Consider the following 19,002-nt stretch of genomic DNA (forward strand, 5'->3'; position numbering starts at 1 on the left):
CCTTATCGAGCAGCAGGCAGATGGGAGTTTCTTGTCGAAAGATCATCTCGTCGGCGCCAAGTGATCGTGTCTCCGTACAGCCATAACTTCGAGGAAAAGCTGAAATTACGGCAAGAGGATGGGCTTGAGAGACCCAGGCGGATCGGTAGCAAATCCAACCGCGCTTGCTGAGAATGTTGCGATGAGAACGGAACACGTCAAAGTCAAATCTTGCACACTTCGAGGGAAGGTACCCGGCATGGCGAGCACAGCAATGATGCCGAGAGGCGAAGTGGCGTTGGAGTTCCCAACTGCACCACGTTCGGCGGGACCCACGCCCTGGGCTTGGTTTCTGCTGCCCGGAGGCATTTTCCTTGCTGCGCTCTTCATTCTGCCGCTCGTCGGACTCTTGATGCTTTCGCTTGGAGCTCCAAACTGGACGTTGGCGGATTTCCTACGGATCGGCCGCGATCCAACCTACTTGACCGTTCTGCGAACTACGCTTGAGATTAGTGTAGCTGTGACTCTGTCAACTTTGGTCTTTAGTTATCCTATCGCCTACTCGTTGACCATGAGTGGACCCACGCTGCGCACGTTCCTTCTAATCGCGGTCGTCTTGCCGTACTTCACCAGCGTGTTGGTTCGCACTTTCGCATGGATCATCCTACTGGGGCGAGGCGGCATCATCAATGATGTCCTGTTGAGGTTCGGTTTGATCGCGCAGCCGATACCTATGCTCTTTAACCGAGTCAGTGTGATCATAGGCATGGCGCAGATACTGATGCCACTTATGATTCTGCCCATGTACACCGTCATGTCGGGCATCGATCAGAGGCTTCTGCGTGCCGCAAGGGCAAATGGGGCGAGCCCTCTTGCTGCTTTCCTCACAGTTTTCCTTCCCCTCAGCCTGCCGGGCGTTCTTGCCGCGGTGCTGCTCGTTTTTATCAACTGCCTCGGTTTTTACATCACGCCGGCGCTGCTCGGAAGCTTATCTGACTTCACCATCACGATGCAAATCTATACTGAAGTGGTTGATCTGCTTAACTGGCGCTCCGCATCTGCCCTGGCTATCGTGCTTCTTGCGGCGGTGATGGGAATTCTATGGATCGGTTCGCGCTTCTTTCCCGTTCATCAACTGTTGGGATTGTCCGATGAGCAGGGCGTACGGAACGCACCTGCTGACAGCCGAATGGGGAAGCAGTGGCTGATGCGTGTCGGTTCAGCGGCCAACGCCCTCGACCGCTTCCTGCCCTCCCTCGGCGGCTATTCAGTGTCAATCATTGCGAGCCTGTTGGGAGTACTTCTCCTGCTTCCAATTCTGGTGGTCGTTTATCTGTCGTTCAATTCATCGGCTTTGATCGAGCTTTCTGCGCCTGGTTATTCTCTCAATAACTACCACGCTTTTGTCTCTGATCCCGACTGGGTAAATGCTACGTTTACCAGCGTCCGTGTGGCCCTACTGGCTACCTTTATGGCGGTCGTACTCGGAACTGGACTTGCTTTCGGTCTCGCCCGCGGGCGAATACCGGGCCGCGGAGCAGTAGTTGCGCTTGTACTTTCGCCGATCATCTTGCCGACGATAGTGGTGGCGGTTGCAACTTACTTCGTGCTGGTGCGAGTGGGACTTCAAGGTACCGAGTTTGGGCTTGCGCTTGGCGAGGCAGTGTACTCCATCCCATACGTAGTGGTGATTATAGCGGCTAATCTTCGTGATATGAATCCGGCCTATGAGCGGGCGTCCCGTAGCCTCGGCGCGGGGCCTGTCGCCACATTTCGTACGATTATCATTCCACTGGTTATGCCGGCCTTCATCGTTGCCGCGTTCTTTGCTTTTCTGCACTCGTTTGATGATGTCGTGTACGTGCTCTTTCTTGGCATCGGAGTGATCAACACCTTGCCTATGCGTATGTGGCAAAGCATCACGCAGGGAGCCGATCCAACTATTTCAGCGGTTGCAACACTGCAGGTTGCTTTGGCCGCGACTGTCATTCTTGTCAGTGTTCTGCTCAGACGCAAAGCAAGCACCTGAGCCGGGAACAATGATTCAAGTAACAGCGAAAGACAAACACCAACTGTTTGGGGAGTCGAAATGTTGATGAGAGCCGGGTCGAGCCGCGCGGATGTGGAGATCGGGGGCATTGTGCTGCAAAACCTGCGGAAGCGGTACGGCCGCGCGATGGCCGTCGATGATGTCAGCCTGTCCATATCGCCTGGAGAGTTCGTCTCGTTACTGGGTCCGAGTGGATCGGGAAAAACAACGACTCTGATGATGATCGCTGGTTTTGAGACCCCAGACAGCGGGCAGGTTCTGTTAGATGAGAAGGATATTACCCGGCTTCCGCCACACCGTCGTGAGCTTGGCGTGATTTTTCAGAACTATGCACTCTTTCCGCACATGACGGTCGCCGAGAATGTCGCTTATCCGCTTCGTATGCGACGTGCGGCAAAGGCGGAGATCGAAACGCGCGTGCGCCGAGTGCTGGATCAGGTGCACCTGGCCCCCTTTGCTTCACGGTATCCGCATCAAATGTCTGGCGGACAGCAGCAGAGGGTGGCGATAGCCCGGGCACTCGTCTTTGAGCCCCCCGTTCTGCTTCTCGATGAACCGCTTGGTGCGCTGGACAGGAAGTTGCGCCAGCATCTCAGGAACGAAATCAAGACCCTGCACAAAGAAGTCGGCAAGACGATGATCTACGTTACTCACGATCAAGATGAGGCCCTTGCCATGTCCGATCGTGTAGCGGTGATGCACGAGGGGCGCATTCGGCAGATCTCTGCACCGGAAGACATTTATTGCAGACCAGCCGACTTGTTTGTCGCGGGCTTCGTTGGCGAGGTTAATCTCATCCCTGTCAAGCTCGTATCCGGCGTTGCTCGTGGCTCAGCTGGGGAGCGATTGCCCGCTAGGGAACTGCCTGGAGCGGATATGGACGCAACGATTTGCGTGCGCCCCGAGCATTTGCGGCTTGTGAAGGCGCCCGCAGCGAACCCTGGTGGCGTTCAGGGGCGCGTTGTCGACATCACATTCATTGGCGATGCGCGGATCGTTGAATTCCGCAGTGATGGGGGGTTACAGCTGACGTCGAAGGTTCTGAACGTGTCGACCGAATCAACGCCCAACATCGGTGATGCGTGTATCGCCTCTTGGGTTGCGAACGACGCGAATATCCTGACTGGCTAGCTTACTTGGTGGGTGTACGTGTAGATCGCGGCGTTCATCTGAAAAAATGCCTGGCGTGTCGCGTACGTAGGTTAGTTAACGCCGGGCCAGGCAAACGTTTGTAATGTCAACCTAAACTCGTAGAATAGAGTGGAGATAAATTATGGTCGATGAAAGTCAAGCTCTTACAATTGTGCTCAATCACAGTGCCGCGGAAACGTATGCGCGACTTATAGGAGAGCGTTTCCCGAAGGTTCGTACGATCATGGCACCGGACGCCGAGCGCCTGAAGCGATACATAGGTGAAGCGGATGTGCTTCTCTCGACCCGTTTCCCTGTAGAATTGTTTGATCAGGCGAAGAGACTGCGGTGGTTTCAATGTACTAACGCCGGGGTGGATTCCATATTACCGGTTCGCGATCGAGCAGGTCACATCGCTGTCACCAATGCGCGCGGTATTCACGGCGACATCATCACAGATTTCGTGATGGCAGGCTTGACGATGTTGCATTGGGACTTTCGTAGGTTTTTGCGCGAACAAGCCGAACGCAAATGGAACCCGCGCTACGTGGCGCCTCTAGCGGAGAAGACACTCGGAGTAGTCGGGCTAGGTTCGATCGGAGCGACCACCGCTCGGCGAGGCAAGAGCGCCGGGATGAGGGTAGTCGGCTCCAAGCGAGACATTTCCGTTCCTGTGGAAGGTGTCGACCGATTGTATGCTTCCGATGCGCTCGAAGAAATGCTTCCAGTGTGCGACTTCGTTGTCTTAGCGGTACCATCTACCGCGGAGACAGTTGGGCTCATCGGCGCGGCCGAACTCGCACGCATGAAGCGTAACGCGTTCTTGATTAACATTGCCAGGGGCAACGTAGTTGTTGAGGCCGAGTTGATCAGGGCTCTCCAAACGGGCGTAATCGCCGGCGCGATGCTGGACGTTTTCGAGCAAGAACCGCTTCCCCAGGACAGTCCGCTGTGGGATATGCCCAACGTGATTGCAACGCCTCACGTCGCGGGAAGTCCAACGAACTATACCGAGCGATTGTTCTCGATTTTTGCGGACAACCTTGAGCGGCTCCTCAAGGGGCAGACCATGAGAAACGTCGTGGATTTGGGGCGCGGCTATTAGTGCGAACTCGACACGAACAACTAGATGGACGCGCTGCCTTGCCGGATCGCTCCGGCGGGCACTTGTCTTCACTGCCGCCTCCCTAAGATCGATGGTCATTAATTGGACGGCCATCGTTAGGGGATAACGGTCAATAGGTGATCGAGGGCGGTCAGCCGCGCCTCGCACTATTAGAAATTGTTTAGCTTTGCCTCGCTGTGCAGGTTCAATCCCGCAGCATCTGAGCTCGCACTTCTCAAGAACGAACAAGACCTTCTGCCGTACTCCTGCCGCGCGGCAATCAGGATGGAAGTGCCCCATCCAGATTGTCGCGCTATACTTACTCCGATGTTCTTGATTGGTCACTCACTGCATCGCGTGCGCTATGACACAGGCAGTCGTCGTGTTCGAAAGGACAGCTCTTCCGTTCATAATCCCGTCAATACGGCGCATTGCGGACAAGGCCGTCTACGACCTCACAGAGGATTTGCCGGATGATAATCGTACCCGTCGCCCAAATCCGCTGTGGCCGAAGAATCGACACCATCAAAGATGTCCATGCTTCTGCACCCACATTCCAGCGATCAGGATCATGAAGGCGAAAATCGAAAGCGCAGTCTTGCGGTGTGGAATTTCCACGTTAAATGGTTGAAATGTGCCGAGACATGCGTGAGCTAGGCAAGAATGGTCGATTTTCTGCGCTGCGACAACTTAAGTTAGACCGTGAATGACTGGTCTGAGGTCGGACGAGGCGAGCCGAATGAGAGCCCGAACCAACAGCGTTTTATCGGATGCCGAGTGCGATGCGGTGTTGGAGTTGCGCCATGCCATGCATCGCGAACCCGAGCTATCGAACGCTGAATGGAAAACACAAGGGCGGATCCTCCGCATACTGCAGAATTTCGGCGCCAACGGAGCTAAACCCTTCCACAAAACAGGCCTCTATCTCGATATCGAAGGTGCTGCCTCGGGACCGAAGCGCTCGATTGCGGTGCGCGGCGATATCGATGCTCTGCCTATTCAGGAGGCACGCGCCGATTTGTCCTATCAATCGGAAGTGCAGGGCGTGATGCATGCCTGCGGTCATGACATGCACGGCTCGATCGCCCTCGGCGCCGCGCTCGCCTTGCACCGCTTGCGTCACAGTTTCTCCGGTAAGGTGCGCGTCTTCTTCCAACCCGCCGAGGAGGCTGAGCCGCTCGGCGGACGCAGCGTGAGAGATGACAACTTGCTGTACGGAATCGACCAGGCCGTCGGATTCCACGTCGCTCCCGAGATTCCTGCTGGGAAGTTCGGTGCCCGTGCAGGCGCCGTCACCAAATCTGCTGATCAGTTCAAAGTAATCGTCAGCGGAAAAATGGCGCACGGCGCGGCTCCCCATAAGGGGGTCGACGCGATAGCTATAGCGGCAGCCTTTGTCAATGAGGTCCAGAAGGTGGTTTCGCGCGAAATGCCGGCAGATGACAGCGCGGTTGTCACGATCGGTACCATTCATGGCGGCGAGGCCACCAATATAATCTGTCCGTTAGTCGTTATGGAGGGGACGATCAGGACCCGCAGCGCAGAGCGTAGGGAACGGTTGTGTCAGCGTGTGCGCGAGGTGGCGGAAGGTGCCGCCGCGATGCATCGTGGCCTAGCCGAGTGTGTCATTCGAGCAGGTGAACCACCGGTCGTCAACGATGCCGAAATGGTCAATCGCTTTCAGCAACTCGTTCATGACTCGATCGGCCCTGAGGGCTTCAATGACCGCAAGGAGGTAACGGGCAGCGACGACTTCGGCTTTTATTCTGCGAGCGTGCCGTCGATCTATTTTTGGTTCGGTAGCCGCGCTCCAGGCAACGACTCACCTGTTCATACGCCGACGTTCGGTGCTTCCGATGACCTCATCATCCCCACGACGGTACTCGTCGTTAAGTTCATTCTCGATCTGCTGAGTCGTTGAAATCATCTGGAACCTAACGCGCTAACAAAGCACCTAACGGTGCGGTTCGTCCTGGAATTCATGTCGCGTACGAGGGATCTGTGCTCTGCTCTCTCCAATTGTTGGGTTCGCCGCTGTTGCAAAGTGGCGGGTTAGCGTCACGTTTGGTCCTGCGCGCGGCGACTTACTGAAAGCGTCCGGACGCCGTGGCGTCTTCTTGCTTGCACCCAATCTGAGGCTTTTGATCGCTTCCGCCCCCAAATCGAGTTGAATGAATGTGTACGAATAGATCGATCTATGCCGGTCCCGTGTTCGAAATGGCGAAGCAGCAATTCGAGCACGTTGCTGAGCACTTGGAAATTCCACAGGTGGATAGAAGCCGACTGCTTTATCCGAAGCGGGCAATCGCCGTGTCATGCCCGATTCACAGGGACGATGGCCGCACAGAGGTGTTTCAGGGTTATCGCGTGCAACATCACCTGACGCTCGGGCCCACTAAAGGCGGAACAAGGTTCTCGTCTTCGTTGGATATTGGTGAGGTCGCCGCCCTCGCTATTTGGATGAGCTGGAAATGCGCCTTGGCCGGGCTTCCCTATGGCGGAGCAAAAGGGGGCATTACCGTTGATCCATACGCGCTGTCGCCGCGTGAGCTCGAAGCGCTATCCCGGCGCTACATGCAGGAGATGATTCCGTTCGTTGGCCCACACACCGACGTGATGGCTCCAGATCTCGGTACAAATGAGCAGGTTATGGCATGGTTCATGGACACTTACTCCATGTATCAGGGGCAGACTGTCAATGAAATCGTCACTGGCAAACCAATATCGGCAGGAGGAACGCTCGGTCGGCGCGAGGCAACAGGGCGCGGTGTTGCTTATCTCGTGGGGCGTGCGCTCGAGCATATCGGCGTTAAGGCGGGCAGCGCCACTGCTATTGTACAGGGCTTCGGCAATGTTGGGTCGGTGGCAGCCTATGCCCTGGCTGAACGAGGCCTCAAAATCGTAGGCGTCAGCGATCACACGGCCGCATACTACGACCCGGCCGGCCTCGACGTCGCCAAATTGCACGGCCACCTTGCCGTTAGTGGTCAACTCGCTGGATTTTCCATTCAAAGCCAAATGGAGCCGACAGAATTGTTGGTTCAAAGGTGCGATGTCCTTGTACCGGCCGCAGTCGAGCAAGTCATTACGGGCCTAAATGCCGCGCAACTCAAGTGCCGTATTCTGGCCGAGGGAGCGAACGGTCCAACGACGCCCGAAGCCGACTCGATCTTGCATCAGCGCGGCGACGAAATTTTCGTGCTGCCCGATATTTTGTGTAACTCAGGAGGAGTGATCGTCAGTTACTTCGAGTGGGTGCAGGATCTCCAGCGGTTGTTTTGGGAGCAGGCAGAGGTATTCGATCGCCTTTACAGGATTCTCGAACGTTCATTTCAGCAAACGATGGCTCGGGCAAAACGAGATCGTATCTCCAACCGTTTGGCGGCTACAGCAATTGGAGTTAATGTAGTCCAAAGAGCAAAACAAACCAGAGGCCTTTTTCCCTAACGTGTCAATCGAACGCGTGTGCACAGACGACATCTACTCTGGATTCGACATGCACCGATAATGATCAAACGAGCTTCTTCTTTGGACCGCGGGGTCTATATACGACCGTACGTAGAGCAATCTCGTAGATTGTTTCCGAGGCTTGACGTGATCCAATTCACCGATGACCCATTGAACCGACAGGCGAGCTTCCCACCCTTCCAGCAAAGTGTACGCCTGTGTCTTTCGGCAATGTCACAAAAGGGTTTGCGATCCGCCGCGGGTCTGACCCCAAAGAAAAAGCCAATACCTAGTGATGGAGTTCAGCGAATGACACTGTCTAGGGCGACCCAAGTATTCCCCCGCAGCGAATATTTGCGGAGGCTGGCCGCTGTTAAGGCGGAGATGGAGCGGCGCGAAATTGATGCTCTGGTGGTTACAACCTCAGCCAACATTACATATCTCTCGGGATACACCGCGAAGTCTGGGTATGTGGCCCAAGGATTAGTAGTTTCGATAGGAGATGAAGAACCGACTTTCATCACGCGTCGTATGGACCAACCCGCAGCACTTCATCAGATGTTCATCGATCGTAGCCGCGTGATCGGTTATCCAGAAGCTTTAATCGCGAAATCCCGAGAAAGACGGATATGATGCGATCATAGATTTTATTTTGGACAAAGGTCTGGACCAAAGGAGCATCGGGCTGGAGGCGAAGTTTCTTACGAGTTTGAACGCTAGCAAATTCGAGTCGCGCTTACCGAAAGCGAATGTTCTCGACTGTACCAATGCTGTAACCTGGATCCGTAGCGTCAAGTCCGATCTCGAAATTGCTTTGATGCGCGAAGCGGCCGCCATTACAGATGCGGGCATGTTACGGGCAAGAGAGGTTATCCGGCCGGGCGGACGAGAAGCCGATGCGGCCGCTGAAATCATAGCAACTCTGATACGCGGCGCCAATGGCAAAGCGGGTACAGATACCGCAAGCTTTTACCTCTGCGCGACGCCGAGGATATCCACGTGCCACATTCGTTGGACTGAGGAGTTCTTTCAACCAGGTTCGCAGATCAATCTCGAATTCAGTGGCGTGCGTCACGGCTATACGTCTCCTCTGATGCGCACGATGTCGATCGGCAAACCATCAGATCGCTTGCGCCGATTGCACGAGGGAGAGGTGGCCGGTTTGGAAGCCGCGTTAACGGCTGCCAAGACCGGCGCGACCTGCAGCGACGTTGCCGTCGCCTTCAACACCACGCTGAAGAAGCACGGTTTCACGAAGGAATCGCGCTGTGGTTATGCAATTGGAATCGACTGGACCGAACCAACGGCCAGTCTAAAGGAAGGAGATACGACTTTACTTAAGCCGAACATGACGTTCCACTTGATGCTCGGCAACTGGATTGACGAGGAGTTCGGCTATGTGATCAGCGAGTCGTTTCGCGTTACCGATACTTGCGGAGAGCCGTTCACCAAGCTAGGACGCGATTTGTTCGAAATTTTGTAGTGGATACTCTGACCACTATCTGTCTGGGTGATGGCTTGTTGCACGGGCGGAGCTCAAATGCGGGCTTCCGAAGGAAACGCGGCGGATAGGAGGCCCGAATGGTTGGTGCGGAGCTCTTTGTCTCAGGAATGAGCCCCTGACAGAAACAACATGTCTGATGCTGGCGCGTCACGTTGGTAGTTGGCGATGTTCGCGGCTGACGTGAACAATGAACAACGTTCAAGTAAAGCGTGAATAAGCCGCGCCAATATGGTCAAGGCGGCAGAGTGCTACTAGTCAAGACGCGTGTCGTGCCCGAGAACTGCGAATGGCCCGGCGTCTCATAACCAAATTCCTCAGTTTCTGCCACGGCGATCTTGATGCGGCGGACGCTGATGCGCACCAGTGCACCGATCTTCAGAAGCTTGAGGCGGATGGTGAGTAAGCGGCAAGGAAACCCCGTCTGGCGGAGTGGTAAGCGATCGGCTATCGGCTGCTGAGTTTGTGAGCCGATGTGAGCTTCTATGTCTGCGCCTAGTTCTGGAACTAGAACCTTCCATATGATCGAAGCGGTCGCCGACCGTCTTGAGGGAGCGCCGCGGCAGCTTCGCCGAAGCTGGTCGGACGAGTTCAAAGCGCAAGTTGTGACGGAGGCGCTGGAGCCTGGCGCGAGCGTCTCGGCGATCGCCCGCCGGATCGGCATTCACCCGTCGCAGCTGTTCGCCTGGCGCCGTGATGCTCGGGCCGAGCGGCATTATCGCTTGCGGCACTCGAGTTGCGAGGGCGTGGTGGCGTCTGCGGCAGGCACAGTGATTGAGATTGCCATTGGCGAGGTCGTCGTGCGTGCCGGCCTGGACGTCGACGAGGCGCACTTGCAGCGGGTGATCCGAGCGGTGCGTTCGGCATGATTCCCTCGGGCGTGAAGGTGTTCCTCGCCAGCCATCCAGTCGACTTCCGCAAGGGTATCGATGGCCTTGTTGCGCTTGTGCGCGATGCGGGCTCAGATCCGTTCGACGGTGCGCTTTATGTCTTCCGGGCCAAAAGAGCCGATAGAATAAAGATCGTATGGTGGGATGGGTCCGGCGTGTGCCTCTATTTAAAGCGTCTTGAAAAGGCGAAGTTCTGCTGGCCGCGGATCGGGCATCATCGGGTGCAGCTCAACCCCGCGCAGTTGATGGCACTGGTGGATGGGATGGACTGGAAGCGGGTCCGGACCGTGGCGGTCAAGCCGCCGGAGATTGTTGGGTAAAAGAGCTGCGGCGAAGTGAATCAGTGAGCTGAAAGGGCAAGAGAAACGGAGCAAAATGTGCTCTGGTCGGGCCAATGACGCCGCCCGATCTCAACCTCCCGAATGACGTAGAGATGTTGAAAGCCATGGTGCTTGCCATGGCTGAGAAGGCGGCCCGCGCCGATGCTCTGGAGAGCGAAGTCACCGATCTCAGGGCGCGCAACGCCGACGCCGATGCGCGCATCGAGCGGCTGACGCAGATCCTAAAGGCCTTCGACCGCGCCCGGTTCGGCCGACGATCGGAAAAGCTCGGCTCTGCGAACGGTGACGATGAACAGCAGGCCTTTGTCTTCGAGGAGATCGAGACCGGCATCGCTGCAATCAAGGCCCAGGTCAGCAAGGGCCGTGAGCAAGCGGATGGCAAGCGTGCACCGCGTCGGCGCAAGGGCTTTGCGCCCCATCTGGAACGGATCGAAACCGTCATTGAGCCGGAAGACCTTGCTGAGCATGCCGGCAAGCAGAAGGTGCTGATCGGCGAGGACGTGTCTGAGCGCCTGGATGTGGTGCCAGCGAAGTTCCGTGTGATCGTCACGCGCCGTCCCAAGTATGCCTTCAAGAACGCGGACGGCGTAATCCAGGCGCCGGCTCCGGCCCATATCGTTGAAGGAGGCATTCCGACGGAAGCGCTTCTGGCCCAGATCGCCGTCTCCAAATATGCCGATGGCCAGCCGCTCTATCGGCAGGAGGCCATCTACGCCCGCGACAAGGTCGAGCTCGACCGCCAGTTGATGGCGCAATGGATGGGCAAGCTCGGCTTCGAGCTGGAGATCGTGGCCGACTACATCTTCAGCGAGGTCAAGAAGGCCGAACGGGTCTTTGCCGACGAAACCACCTTGCCGACGCTCGCTCCCGGCTCCGGATCGGCGAAGACGGCCTACTTATGGGCCTATGCCAGAGATGACCGAACTTTTGGCCGCAGCGGTCCCGCGATGGTGGCTTATCGCTTCGAAGACAGCCGCTCCGGCGAATGCGCGGTCCGCCACCTCAATGGTTATCGCGGCATCCTGCAGGTGGATGGCTATGCCGCCTATAACAAGTTGGCGCGACCCGATCGCGGCAATGATGGCATCACATTGGCTGGCTGCTGGTCACACAGCCGGCGCAAGTTCTACGAGCTGCATGTTGCAGGGAGCTCGAGAGTCGCAACGACGACGGTCGAGCGGATGGCAAAGCTCTGGCAGGTCGAGAAGGGCGTGCGCGGTCAAAGCCCCAACGCACGCGTTGCCGCGCGCCAGCAAGCCTCCGCAGCGGTCGTCGCAGATCTCTTCGATCTCTGGCAGCAGACCTTGCGGCGGATCTCCGGCAAATCAAAACTGGCCGAGGCGATCCGCTATGCCGTCTCGCGCCGTGCCATCTTCGAACGCTTCCTGACCGATGGTCGCATCGAGCTCGACTCCAACATCGTCGAACGCGCCATCAGGCCGCAAACAATTACGAGAAAGAATAGCCTCTTCGCGGGCAGCGACGGCGGCGGACGAACCTGGGCGACCATCGCAACGCTGCTGCAGACGGCCAGGATGAACAACGTCGATCCGTTCGCCTGGCTCACCCTCACGCTTCAGCGTATCGCCAATGGCTGGCCGAGCAGCCAAATCGACGTACTTATGCCATGGAACCACGCCGCCTGACGGCCTCAGCTTGCCGCTTACGATGGTGACGCAGGTGGCGTCAGCAAGGGTGGTTTCGGCAAGGCCGATGCGCCGCAGGGGACACAGATCAGCATATAGGCCCATCGAGGCGAACCACAGCAGTTGGTTGGCGCGCATGGTCGCCGCGGAGGTGCGGTCGGCATAGGGGTCGAGCTGGCACTCCTTGATGCGGTTCTCCATGTCGCCGCGGGCGCAGTAGATGTCCTCATAGAGCTGCCGCGCGCCCGCTGCGCTTGAGCGAGGTGACGATGAAGCGCGGATTGGCCTCGCCTTTTGTCCACTCCGCCTTGGCAACGACGCGGCGCCGGTGTCATGCGGCTTGCAACATTTGAACGCCGATTGACACAAAGGCTGACAATGCGCGGCTGGACCCCAACCTCCTTGGCGATCGACCGGGTGCTGCGCCCGTCCGCCGCCAACAGAACGATCCGAGCCCGCTTCAAATCGCGCTGCATTGTCACCGGCGAGCGGCAACAGGCCTCAAGCACCTTGCGATCTTTCTTCGAAAGGTGCTTCAGGTATCATCCCTATAGCGCGACAACAATCGTCGACTGCGATTCCGACCTTATGCCCTTATCGCACTGTCCGTGAATCCTGCACCTGCACCAAATGTGCGGAAGAACCCAATCCAAGGGAGAATAAGTGCAAGAAGAGTGGCTGCGAGCCGCGTGAGATTTATCGCGGCCGCCCGTCAGGTAGGCTTGGATTTTCATGTTGGCGAGACCGCGCCGCACAGCGCGCGTAAGCCCGTGCCAAGGTTTTGGCCTCGCCGTGGAAGCCTTCGGAATGCCAATACGATCATGTAACCGACGGGCGACAGCAATCTTTGAGCGAGTTTTTTGTCGTCCTAGCTTTGAATTGCTGTAGTGACTTTCCAGCACGCCAAGGACCCGGGTTCGTCTCTCAAGGTGATCTTTGTCACAGAAGGTACGAAACGTACAATTGTGAGACAATTGCAGCACGGTTGCAGGGGAGATTCAATCATCGGTACGTTCCGTCTAGAGATTGCGAGGCAGGCATGACGGCACTCTGGCACGCTAACTTTTGCGAGGGCGGGGTCGTCCGCACCGCGACGTCACTGGCTCTATTAATCCGCTGACGTTTGAGCAACGCCTTCGGCCATTCGGGGGCGGAGGTGGCCAGTTCCTTGAGGGCTGATTGTCACTTTTGGGGTGCAACAATTGGAGGATTGTATGAAGGTGGCGCTATTGCTTGCCTCAGCCGCGGGTCTGACCGTCCTGGGCAGCGCAGCACAGGCGGCTGATTTGCCGGTGAAGGCAAAAGCTATTGAATACGTAAAGGTATGTTCCCTTTACGGGCCCGGGTTCTACTACATTCCGGGTTCTGATACCTGCCTCAAGCTGGGTGGCTATCTGCGCGGATGGATGGAAATAAACAACGTCAATATGGGTCTTACTCCGGACTATGGTGCTGGCGGTGCACAAAACCGGTTCAGCAATGGCTACACCTGGCGTGCCCGTCAATCCTTGGACATCGACACGCGCACGGCGACCGAATACGGCACTGTTCGTACGTATGCCCAACTAGTGTTTAATTGGACGGATGGTGTCTATAGCGGGCAGGGGAACGGCTCGACCGTGTACTCGTCGATCGGCGGCACGACGGCCCCTAATAACGCGAACCCTGGCGCCATCGCCGGAGGTACGGTCGGCGTCTGGTTCGCCTTCATTCAGTTCGCTGGCTTCACGATGGGCCAGGCAATCTCGCAGTTCTCCACGCCATGGGGCGACTATCCCGGAAACTACAACGAACTGCCGGGTGCCAGCGCCTGGCAGCCGGTGAACCAATTCTCCTACACCGCTGACTTTGGTCAAGGCGTCACCCTTTCGGTCTCGGCTCAGGACCAAGTTCAGCACGATACAACTGCCATCTGGAACGTAAGCGCGGCATCGGCTGCAGGTATAGCCGCCGGCTCGTACGGTGCCAACGATATCGCAGGTACGGTGGCGCCTGATCTCGTCGCATCGCTTCGCGTCGACCAGGCTTGGGGCCTATTCCAAGCGTCGTTCGCCGCGCACGACAACCATGCGGCCTACTATGGCGCGAGCGAGCTCACGGGCCACCCGAATGACAAGTGGGGCTGGGCCGGTCAACTGGGTCTATCCATCAAGAATCTTCCGACCGGGCCCGGTGATTCCATCAACATGTCGGGCGTCTACGCGAATGGTGCCAGCCGTTACGTCTTCAACGCCAACATGGTCAGCGCCTTCGCGAGGTACAGCGGTACGGGCTTAGCGGGCGCTTACCAGAGCGTTGGAATCGCTGGGATCTCTGATTCCCTTTTCGTTGCTGGCTCAGGCCAAGAGTTGACAACGACCTACGGCATCAACGGCGCCTTCAACCACAATTGGAATCCATACTGGTCGACCAGCGTCTTTGGTGGTTATGGCGCCGTACGTTATAACAGCACTGCCAAGGGCTACATCTGCGGTGCATTTGTTGCCAACCTCGCGCTCTCGAGCGGGGTCGGAGGCTGCAACCCCGATTTCAGCTACGCGACTGTCGGTACAAAGACCGCATGGACTCCGATCAAGAATCTGACCTTTATCGCCGAAGTTGACTATAGCATGCTCCACCAAAATTACGCGAGTGGGAGCACAGTGCTTCTGCCGGCGCAGGCAGGCATCGGAAAGCCTGCTGCTCTGTACGAGCTGAAAGATCAAAACAGCATTGCGGTGCAGCTGATCGCTCAGCGAAACTTCTGAGTCTCGGTCAACTCGTCAAGAGGAAGTCTGACCTCCAAGAGGCCCTCCGGCGTGCCCGCCGGAGGGTTTCAGCGAAACGTCTGGTCGACCGTAAGACCGCATGTCCGCCTCCGCCGATGAGCCGGATCTCCCTATACTGCGCGTCCGAGGGTTGCTCGGGCGAACCGAGCCGATCCTCATTTCAGAAGTAAGCATCCGGTGAGACCTCACCGGAGGGAGACTTTGAGAAGGACGAGTCGTAGCGGATTATAGGGATGCATTTGTCGGAATCGATGTTGCCAAGCTGAGAAACGCGGTTTGCGGACGAAGGCCGGGAGGGAGAGGTTCGTTTCTTCGGTTACGTCGCTGCTTCAGCTACCAACATGCGCTGCGTCATGGGGTGAATCGCGAGCCGGTTTGGCCATGTACATCTTTGCCCGACCGGCTATGGTCTTTGTCGCCTGATCCGGTTGCTCCGCCACCAATGCACGGTGGTGGCGCCATCCCTGATCCCAAAGGGAGCCCGGCGATCGCGTGAAGACGAACCGCCGGGACGCCGTTTACGCCAGGCCGCAGCCACAGCTCTATGAGCCGCAAGTTGAGAAGATCGGCGATCCTGTGCGCCATCATCCGCAACAGCCACTCGTGCTCGACCGAGTCGAAGGAAGCGGCCACAGACTGCCCGTCGCCACGATCTTCCAGCGTCAGTGACGATCACGCGCACGCGATACACTTTCGAAGGTCGCGTGCTGGCCGTGTTCGGCACCATTAGGCGGCGCTGCGGCGATTGGGCCAGACCCTGCTGGCCAGTGGTGAGGTGGTGCTCGAAGTGACTGCCAACAGTATAGCGACGTCGTGCGTTCAGGCGGCCTCCGTGGCATGGGTGATTATCCAATATGGAGCGACGTCAGGATCAGAACGCCTCACCTTGATCGCCGCCGCCCAATCCAATCCGCTGCAAGTGAAAGCGATCGCGCAGGCTCACGCAGGCCGATAAGATTGATACCGGCCGTCGCCAATCTGGAGGCGGCCGGCTATCTGCCGCAAATCTGGACGCCTCGAGCGGAGACCGAACGCGAACGCAGACTGGGGACGCGTTAACAGGTCGTCCCCAACGCACGCGGTCAAAGACGCGCTTGTGGTTACGGTCGTGTCTGACATCGATCTTGGCTGTGGTGAAAACGTCGTGCTGCTGTCGTGGATTTGATGCGGCAATTCGTTCTGGGGCGGATCGTGTGCATAGAGGCTATTGCTCGATTGCCGATGTCGGATTGTCGGATCCGCGACACAAACTTGTTTGCCAATCACTCACTTAGCTTGCGGCTCGAATAGCTAAAGGCGATCACGCACCTTTTGTTGCGATTTCGATCACCCAAGTTGGCACGAGTTTTGAAATCCACTCTTGCGCCACGGCGCAAATGGCTAACCACGGGCATGTCACACCGAGATGCATCAACGAGGAGAAAATAACGTGTCAAATCAGCCTCAGATCGTAGTGAAGGAGGAGAAAGTGCAAGTTGCTAAATCAGCTCCCTTCGGAAGCTTTTCCGAAGTCGCAGAGTTTTATCCGTAAGCGCGAAGGCAGTACCCTGGCTTCAGGGTTAGATTAAATGTGCGAAGAAGGCCTCCGGCTCGGACGGAGGTTTTGGATGGGATTGGACGGCAAAAAGGACGTCCATTTGGACGGCTCGTCGGTTGGGGCGGTCAGCCGGCTTGAAGTGCTTGAAGGACCGTCGGGGCGTCGTGTGCGTTCGGAGGCTGAAAGGGCGCGGATCGCCGCCGAGAGTCTGCTGCCCGGCGCTCAGGTGTCGGAGGTAGCGCGCAAGCACGGGGCAACGCGCTGGCAGGTTTACGATTGGCGACGACGCTTTCGACAGCGAGGCGAAATGCCGTCTGCGGAAGCTCCGCGGCCACCGTTCGCGCCGCTGGTTGTGGAAGGGCCGTTAGAGGAGCGTCACGTTCCGGCGGTCAAGCTCGAGATTGCGATCGGCGACGTCGTGGTGCGGACGGACGCGTCGATAGATGGGGAGCAGCTGTCTCGGGTGATCCGCGCGGTGCGGGCGTCACGATGATTGCACCCGGCGCCGAGCTGAAGATTTACATCGCGACGCGGCCTGTCGACTTCCGCTGTGGCCACGATGGGCTTGCTGCGAAGGTGCAGGAGGCTCGGTCTCGACCCGTTCAGCGGCGCGGCCTTCGTGTTCCGGTCGAAACGGGCGGACCGGATCAAGATTCTGGTGTGGGATCGAGGTTGCAAGTTCGTATGGCCAACGATTGCGGACGGCGTGATGCGGATATCGCCGGCGATGTTCGCGGCGTTGTTCGAGGGCCTGGATTGGAGGTTGGTCCGCCCGGAAGAAGCGCGGCGTCCACAGGTCGCTGGATAACTGCGGCAGAATGACTCGGAAGCTATTTTGAACGTGGCACGCGCGGCGACGATGTGCTCGAAATAGCGCATGAACACCGCGACGCTGCGCGACGAAAATGAACAACTGAAGGCGCTTTTGGCGCAAACGCAGGCGGCCTTGAGCGAGCATCAGGGGGCGCTGGCGGCGTCGGAGGAAGCGCGGCGTCGGCTGGAGATCATTCTCGGCGAATTGCGACGCGAGAAGTTCGGCGCGAAGTCCGAGAAGCTGCGGCCAGATCAGTATCACTTACCGCTGGAAGACGTGGAGATCGCGCAAGGCACCCTGGACGCGGCGCAAGAGAGAGCCGAGGCTGTGATCAATGGCCGATCGCGGAACGTGCCGGATCAAGGTCCTCATCGCAATCGCGGCTGCTTGCCTGCCCATTTGCCGCGGGTGGAACGGATCATCGAGCCTGCGAGCACGCTCTGTCCGTGCGGTTGCGGCGTCATGGCGAAGATCGGCGAGGACGTCAGCAAACGCCTCGACGTGATCCCGGCGCAATGGCGGGTGTTGGTCACGCGCCGCCCGAAATACATCTGTCGCCGCTGCGCGGGCCCCGTCGTGCAGGCGCACGCACCGGAGCACGTCGTGCCCGGCGGGCTGCCGACCGAAGCGGCCATCGCGCACGTGATCGTCTCCAAATTTGGCGACCATACGCCATTTTACCGTCAGGCCGAGATCTGTGCGCGCCAGAGTATCCGGCTTGATCGGGCGACGCTGGGCAACTGGTCCGGCCGCGCCTGCTTCCATCTTCAGCCCATCGCGGACCACATGCGCCGCCGCCTGGCCATGGCGGATCGTCTGTTCATGGACGAAACCACGGCGCCGGTGCTTGATCCCGGGCGAGGCCAAACGAAGAAGGGCTACTTCTGGGCGATCGTCTCCGACGATCGCGGCCACAGCGGCCCAAGTCCGCCGGTCGTGCTGTTCCGATATGCCACCGGTCGCAGCGGTGCCTTTGCGGAGCAGTTCCTGGATGGCTTTTGCGGACGCTTCCTGCAATGCGATGCCTATGACGGTTATGACCGGCTAACCGAAGTCGCTCGACCGCAAGGGCCGTGGACGCTCGTGCATTGCTGGAGCCATTTGCGCCGGCGCTTCGTCAAATTGGCCCGTAACAGCAAATCGCCGATCGCCGAGGCCGCCGTTCGGCACATCGCACAGCTTTACGCCATCGAAGCCATGGTGCGCGGCTCATCGCCGGACATCCGGCTGGCCGCGCGCAGGGAGCATTCGCTGCCCATGGTCGCCGCGTTAAAGCCTTGGTTCGAGAAACAGCTGTCGATGATCTCCAGCGGTTCGACGCTCGCCGAGGACATCCGCTACGCGCTCAATCACTGGCAGGGGCTGACCCGCTTCCTCGAAGACGGGCGCCTCGAGCTCGACACGAACCCGGTCGAGAACGCCATCCGGCCAGTCTGCCTGACCAGAAAAAATGCTCTCTTCGCCGGGCATGAGGTCGGGGCTGAAAATTGGGCCTTGCTAGCCTCGCTCGTCGCCACCTGCAAGCTCAACGACATCAACCCGGCCGCCTACATCGCCGAAACACTCGAGGCCATTATCGACGGCCATCCCCATAGCAGAATCGAAGACCTCATGCCGTGGCGATTCCGCAAAGCGTCAAGCCTACGTCCATACGGTGGCGGCTAAGCGCTTACGGCGTACATGGATCGAGAGCACCAACGAACGACAATAGTGCAGTCGTCGATCCTCCCACGGCAGGAACGAGGGCCGATCGTCTTTGCTGGCAGAAATGGTCGGAGATCGTGGGGCCCGCG

The 19,002-nt window shown here is 58.0% G+C and carries 14 protein-coding genes and 5 pseudogenes; 16 read left to right on the forward strand and 3 right to left on the reverse strand.

Annotation, left to right across the window (positions count from 1 at the left end):
• The first annotated feature begins 238 nt into the window (after positions 1 to 238).
• The 9 genes and pseudogenes from ACVIGB_RS42495 to tnpC (ACVIGB_RS42535) all read left to right on the forward strand — a co-directional run bounded on the left by ACVIGB_RS42495 (position 239) and on the right by tnpC (ACVIGB_RS42535) (position 12,090).
• The gene (locus ACVIGB_RS42495; protein WP_456724851.1) at positions 239 to 2,008 is read left to right on the forward strand and encodes an ABC transporter permease subunit; all 1,770 of its coding nucleotides are present in this window, start codon (positions 239 to 241) and stop codon (positions 2,006 to 2,008) included.
• A gap of 60 nt (positions 2,009 to 2,068) precedes the next feature.
• Entirely contained in the window at positions 2,069 to 3,160 is a 1,092-nt protein-coding gene (locus ACVIGB_RS42500) for an ABC transporter ATP-binding protein (protein ID WP_456724850.1), read from the forward strand.
• 142 nt (positions 3,161 to 3,302) lie between these two features.
• Positions 3,303 to 4,265, forward strand: coding sequence for a D-2-hydroxyacid dehydrogenase (locus ACVIGB_RS42505; RefSeq protein ID WP_456724849.1), 963 nt, complete (start codon positions 3,303 to 3,305; stop codon positions 4,263 to 4,265).
• A 739-nt stretch (positions 4,266 to 5,004) separates the two neighbouring features.
• A complete protein-coding gene (locus ACVIGB_RS42510) occupies positions 5,005 to 6,186 on the forward strand; it encodes a M20 metallopeptidase family protein (protein WP_456724848.1) in 1,182 nt (393 codons plus the stop codon).
• A 296-nt stretch (positions 6,187 to 6,482) separates the two neighbouring features.
• Positions 6,483 to 7,712, forward strand: a complete 1,230-nt coding sequence (locus ACVIGB_RS42515; protein WP_456724847.1) for a Glu/Leu/Phe/Val family dehydrogenase — start codon at positions 6,483 to 6,485, stop codon at positions 7,710 to 7,712.
• A 309-nt stretch (positions 7,713 to 8,021) separates the two neighbouring features.
• Positions 8,022 to 9,195 (forward strand): annotated as a pseudogene (locus ACVIGB_RS42520) (M24 family metallopeptidase).
• Positions 9,196 to 9,734: 539 nt separating this feature from the next.
• Entirely contained in the window at positions 9,735 to 10,082 is a 348-nt protein-coding gene (locus ACVIGB_RS42525; protein WP_456721483.1) for a transposase, read from the forward strand.
• Positions 10,079 to 10,423, forward strand: a complete 345-nt coding sequence (gene tnpB, locus ACVIGB_RS42530; protein ID WP_071916490.1) for an IS66 family insertion sequence element accessory protein TnpB — start codon at positions 10,079 to 10,081, stop codon at positions 10,421 to 10,423. The genes ACVIGB_RS42525 and tnpB (ACVIGB_RS42530) overlap by 4 nt, the downstream gene beginning before the upstream one ends.
• A gap of 74 nt (positions 10,424 to 10,497) precedes the next feature.
• A complete protein-coding gene (gene tnpC / locus ACVIGB_RS42535) occupies positions 10,498 to 12,090 on the forward strand; it encodes an IS66 family transposase (protein ID WP_456721485.1) in 1,593 nt (530 codons plus the stop codon).
• A gap of 21 nt (positions 12,091 to 12,111) precedes the next feature.
• Here the strand turns inward: tnpC (ACVIGB_RS42535) and ACVIGB_RS42540 are convergent.
• The 3 pseudogenes from ACVIGB_RS42540 to ACVIGB_RS42550 form a co-directional block, all read right to left on the reverse strand.
• Positions 12,112 to 12,418, reverse strand: a pseudogene (locus ACVIGB_RS42540) (transposase); the annotation flags it as partial.
• A gap of 28 nt (positions 12,419 to 12,446) precedes the next feature.
• Positions 12,447 to 12,629, reverse strand: a pseudogene (locus tag ACVIGB_RS42545) (helix-turn-helix domain-containing protein); the annotation flags it as partial.
• Positions 12,630 to 12,676: 47 nt separating this feature from the next.
• Positions 12,677 to 12,894 (reverse strand): annotated as a pseudogene (locus ACVIGB_RS42550) (transposase); the annotation flags it as partial.
• A 410-nt stretch (positions 12,895 to 13,304) separates the two neighbouring features.
• Here ACVIGB_RS42550 and ACVIGB_RS42555 point away from each other — a divergent pair.
• The 7 genes and pseudogenes from ACVIGB_RS42555 to tnpC (ACVIGB_RS42585) all read left to right on the forward strand — a co-directional run bounded on the left by ACVIGB_RS42555 (position 13,305) and on the right by tnpC (ACVIGB_RS42585) (position 18,874).
• A complete protein-coding gene (locus ACVIGB_RS42555; protein ID WP_456724846.1) occupies positions 13,305 to 14,837 on the forward strand; it encodes a porin in 1,533 nt (510 codons plus the stop codon).
• Between the two features lie 268 nt (positions 14,838 to 15,105).
• Positions 15,106 to 15,377, forward strand: a pseudogene (locus ACVIGB_RS42560) (IS110 family transposase); the annotation flags it as partial.
• Entirely contained in the window at positions 15,351 to 15,527 is a 177-nt protein-coding gene (locus tag ACVIGB_RS42565; RefSeq protein WP_456724845.1) for a hypothetical protein, read from the forward strand. The pseudogene ACVIGB_RS42560 and the gene ACVIGB_RS42565, both read left to right, overlap by 27 nt.
• 76 nt (positions 15,528 to 15,603) lie before the next feature.
• Positions 15,604 to 15,813: a hypothetical protein gene (locus tag ACVIGB_RS42570; protein WP_456724844.1), complete on the forward strand. Its 210-nt coding sequence runs from the start codon at positions 15,604 to 15,606 to the stop codon at positions 15,811 to 15,813.
• Positions 15,814 to 16,465: 652 nt separating this feature from the next.
• Complete coding sequence (gene tnpA, locus ACVIGB_RS42575) at positions 16,466 to 16,888, forward strand: IS66-like element accessory protein TnpA (protein ID WP_456724843.1); 423 nt, start codon at positions 16,466 to 16,468, stop codon at positions 16,886 to 16,888.
• Positions 16,889 to 16,954: 66 nt separating this feature from the next.
• On the forward strand, positions 16,955 to 17,203 hold the full coding sequence (gene tnpB / locus ACVIGB_RS42580; protein WP_456725297.1) for an IS66 family insertion sequence element accessory protein TnpB: 249 nt from the start codon (positions 16,955 to 16,957) through the stop codon (positions 17,201 to 17,203).
• A gap of 69 nt (positions 17,204 to 17,272) precedes the next feature.
• Entirely contained in the window at positions 17,273 to 18,874 is a 1,602-nt protein-coding gene (gene tnpC / locus ACVIGB_RS42585; RefSeq protein ID WP_456724842.1) for an IS66 family transposase, read from the forward strand.
• The last annotated feature ends 128 nt before the right edge of the window (positions 18,875 to 19,002 follow it).

This window comes from Bradyrhizobium sp. USDA 4341 (assembly GCF_054063755.1).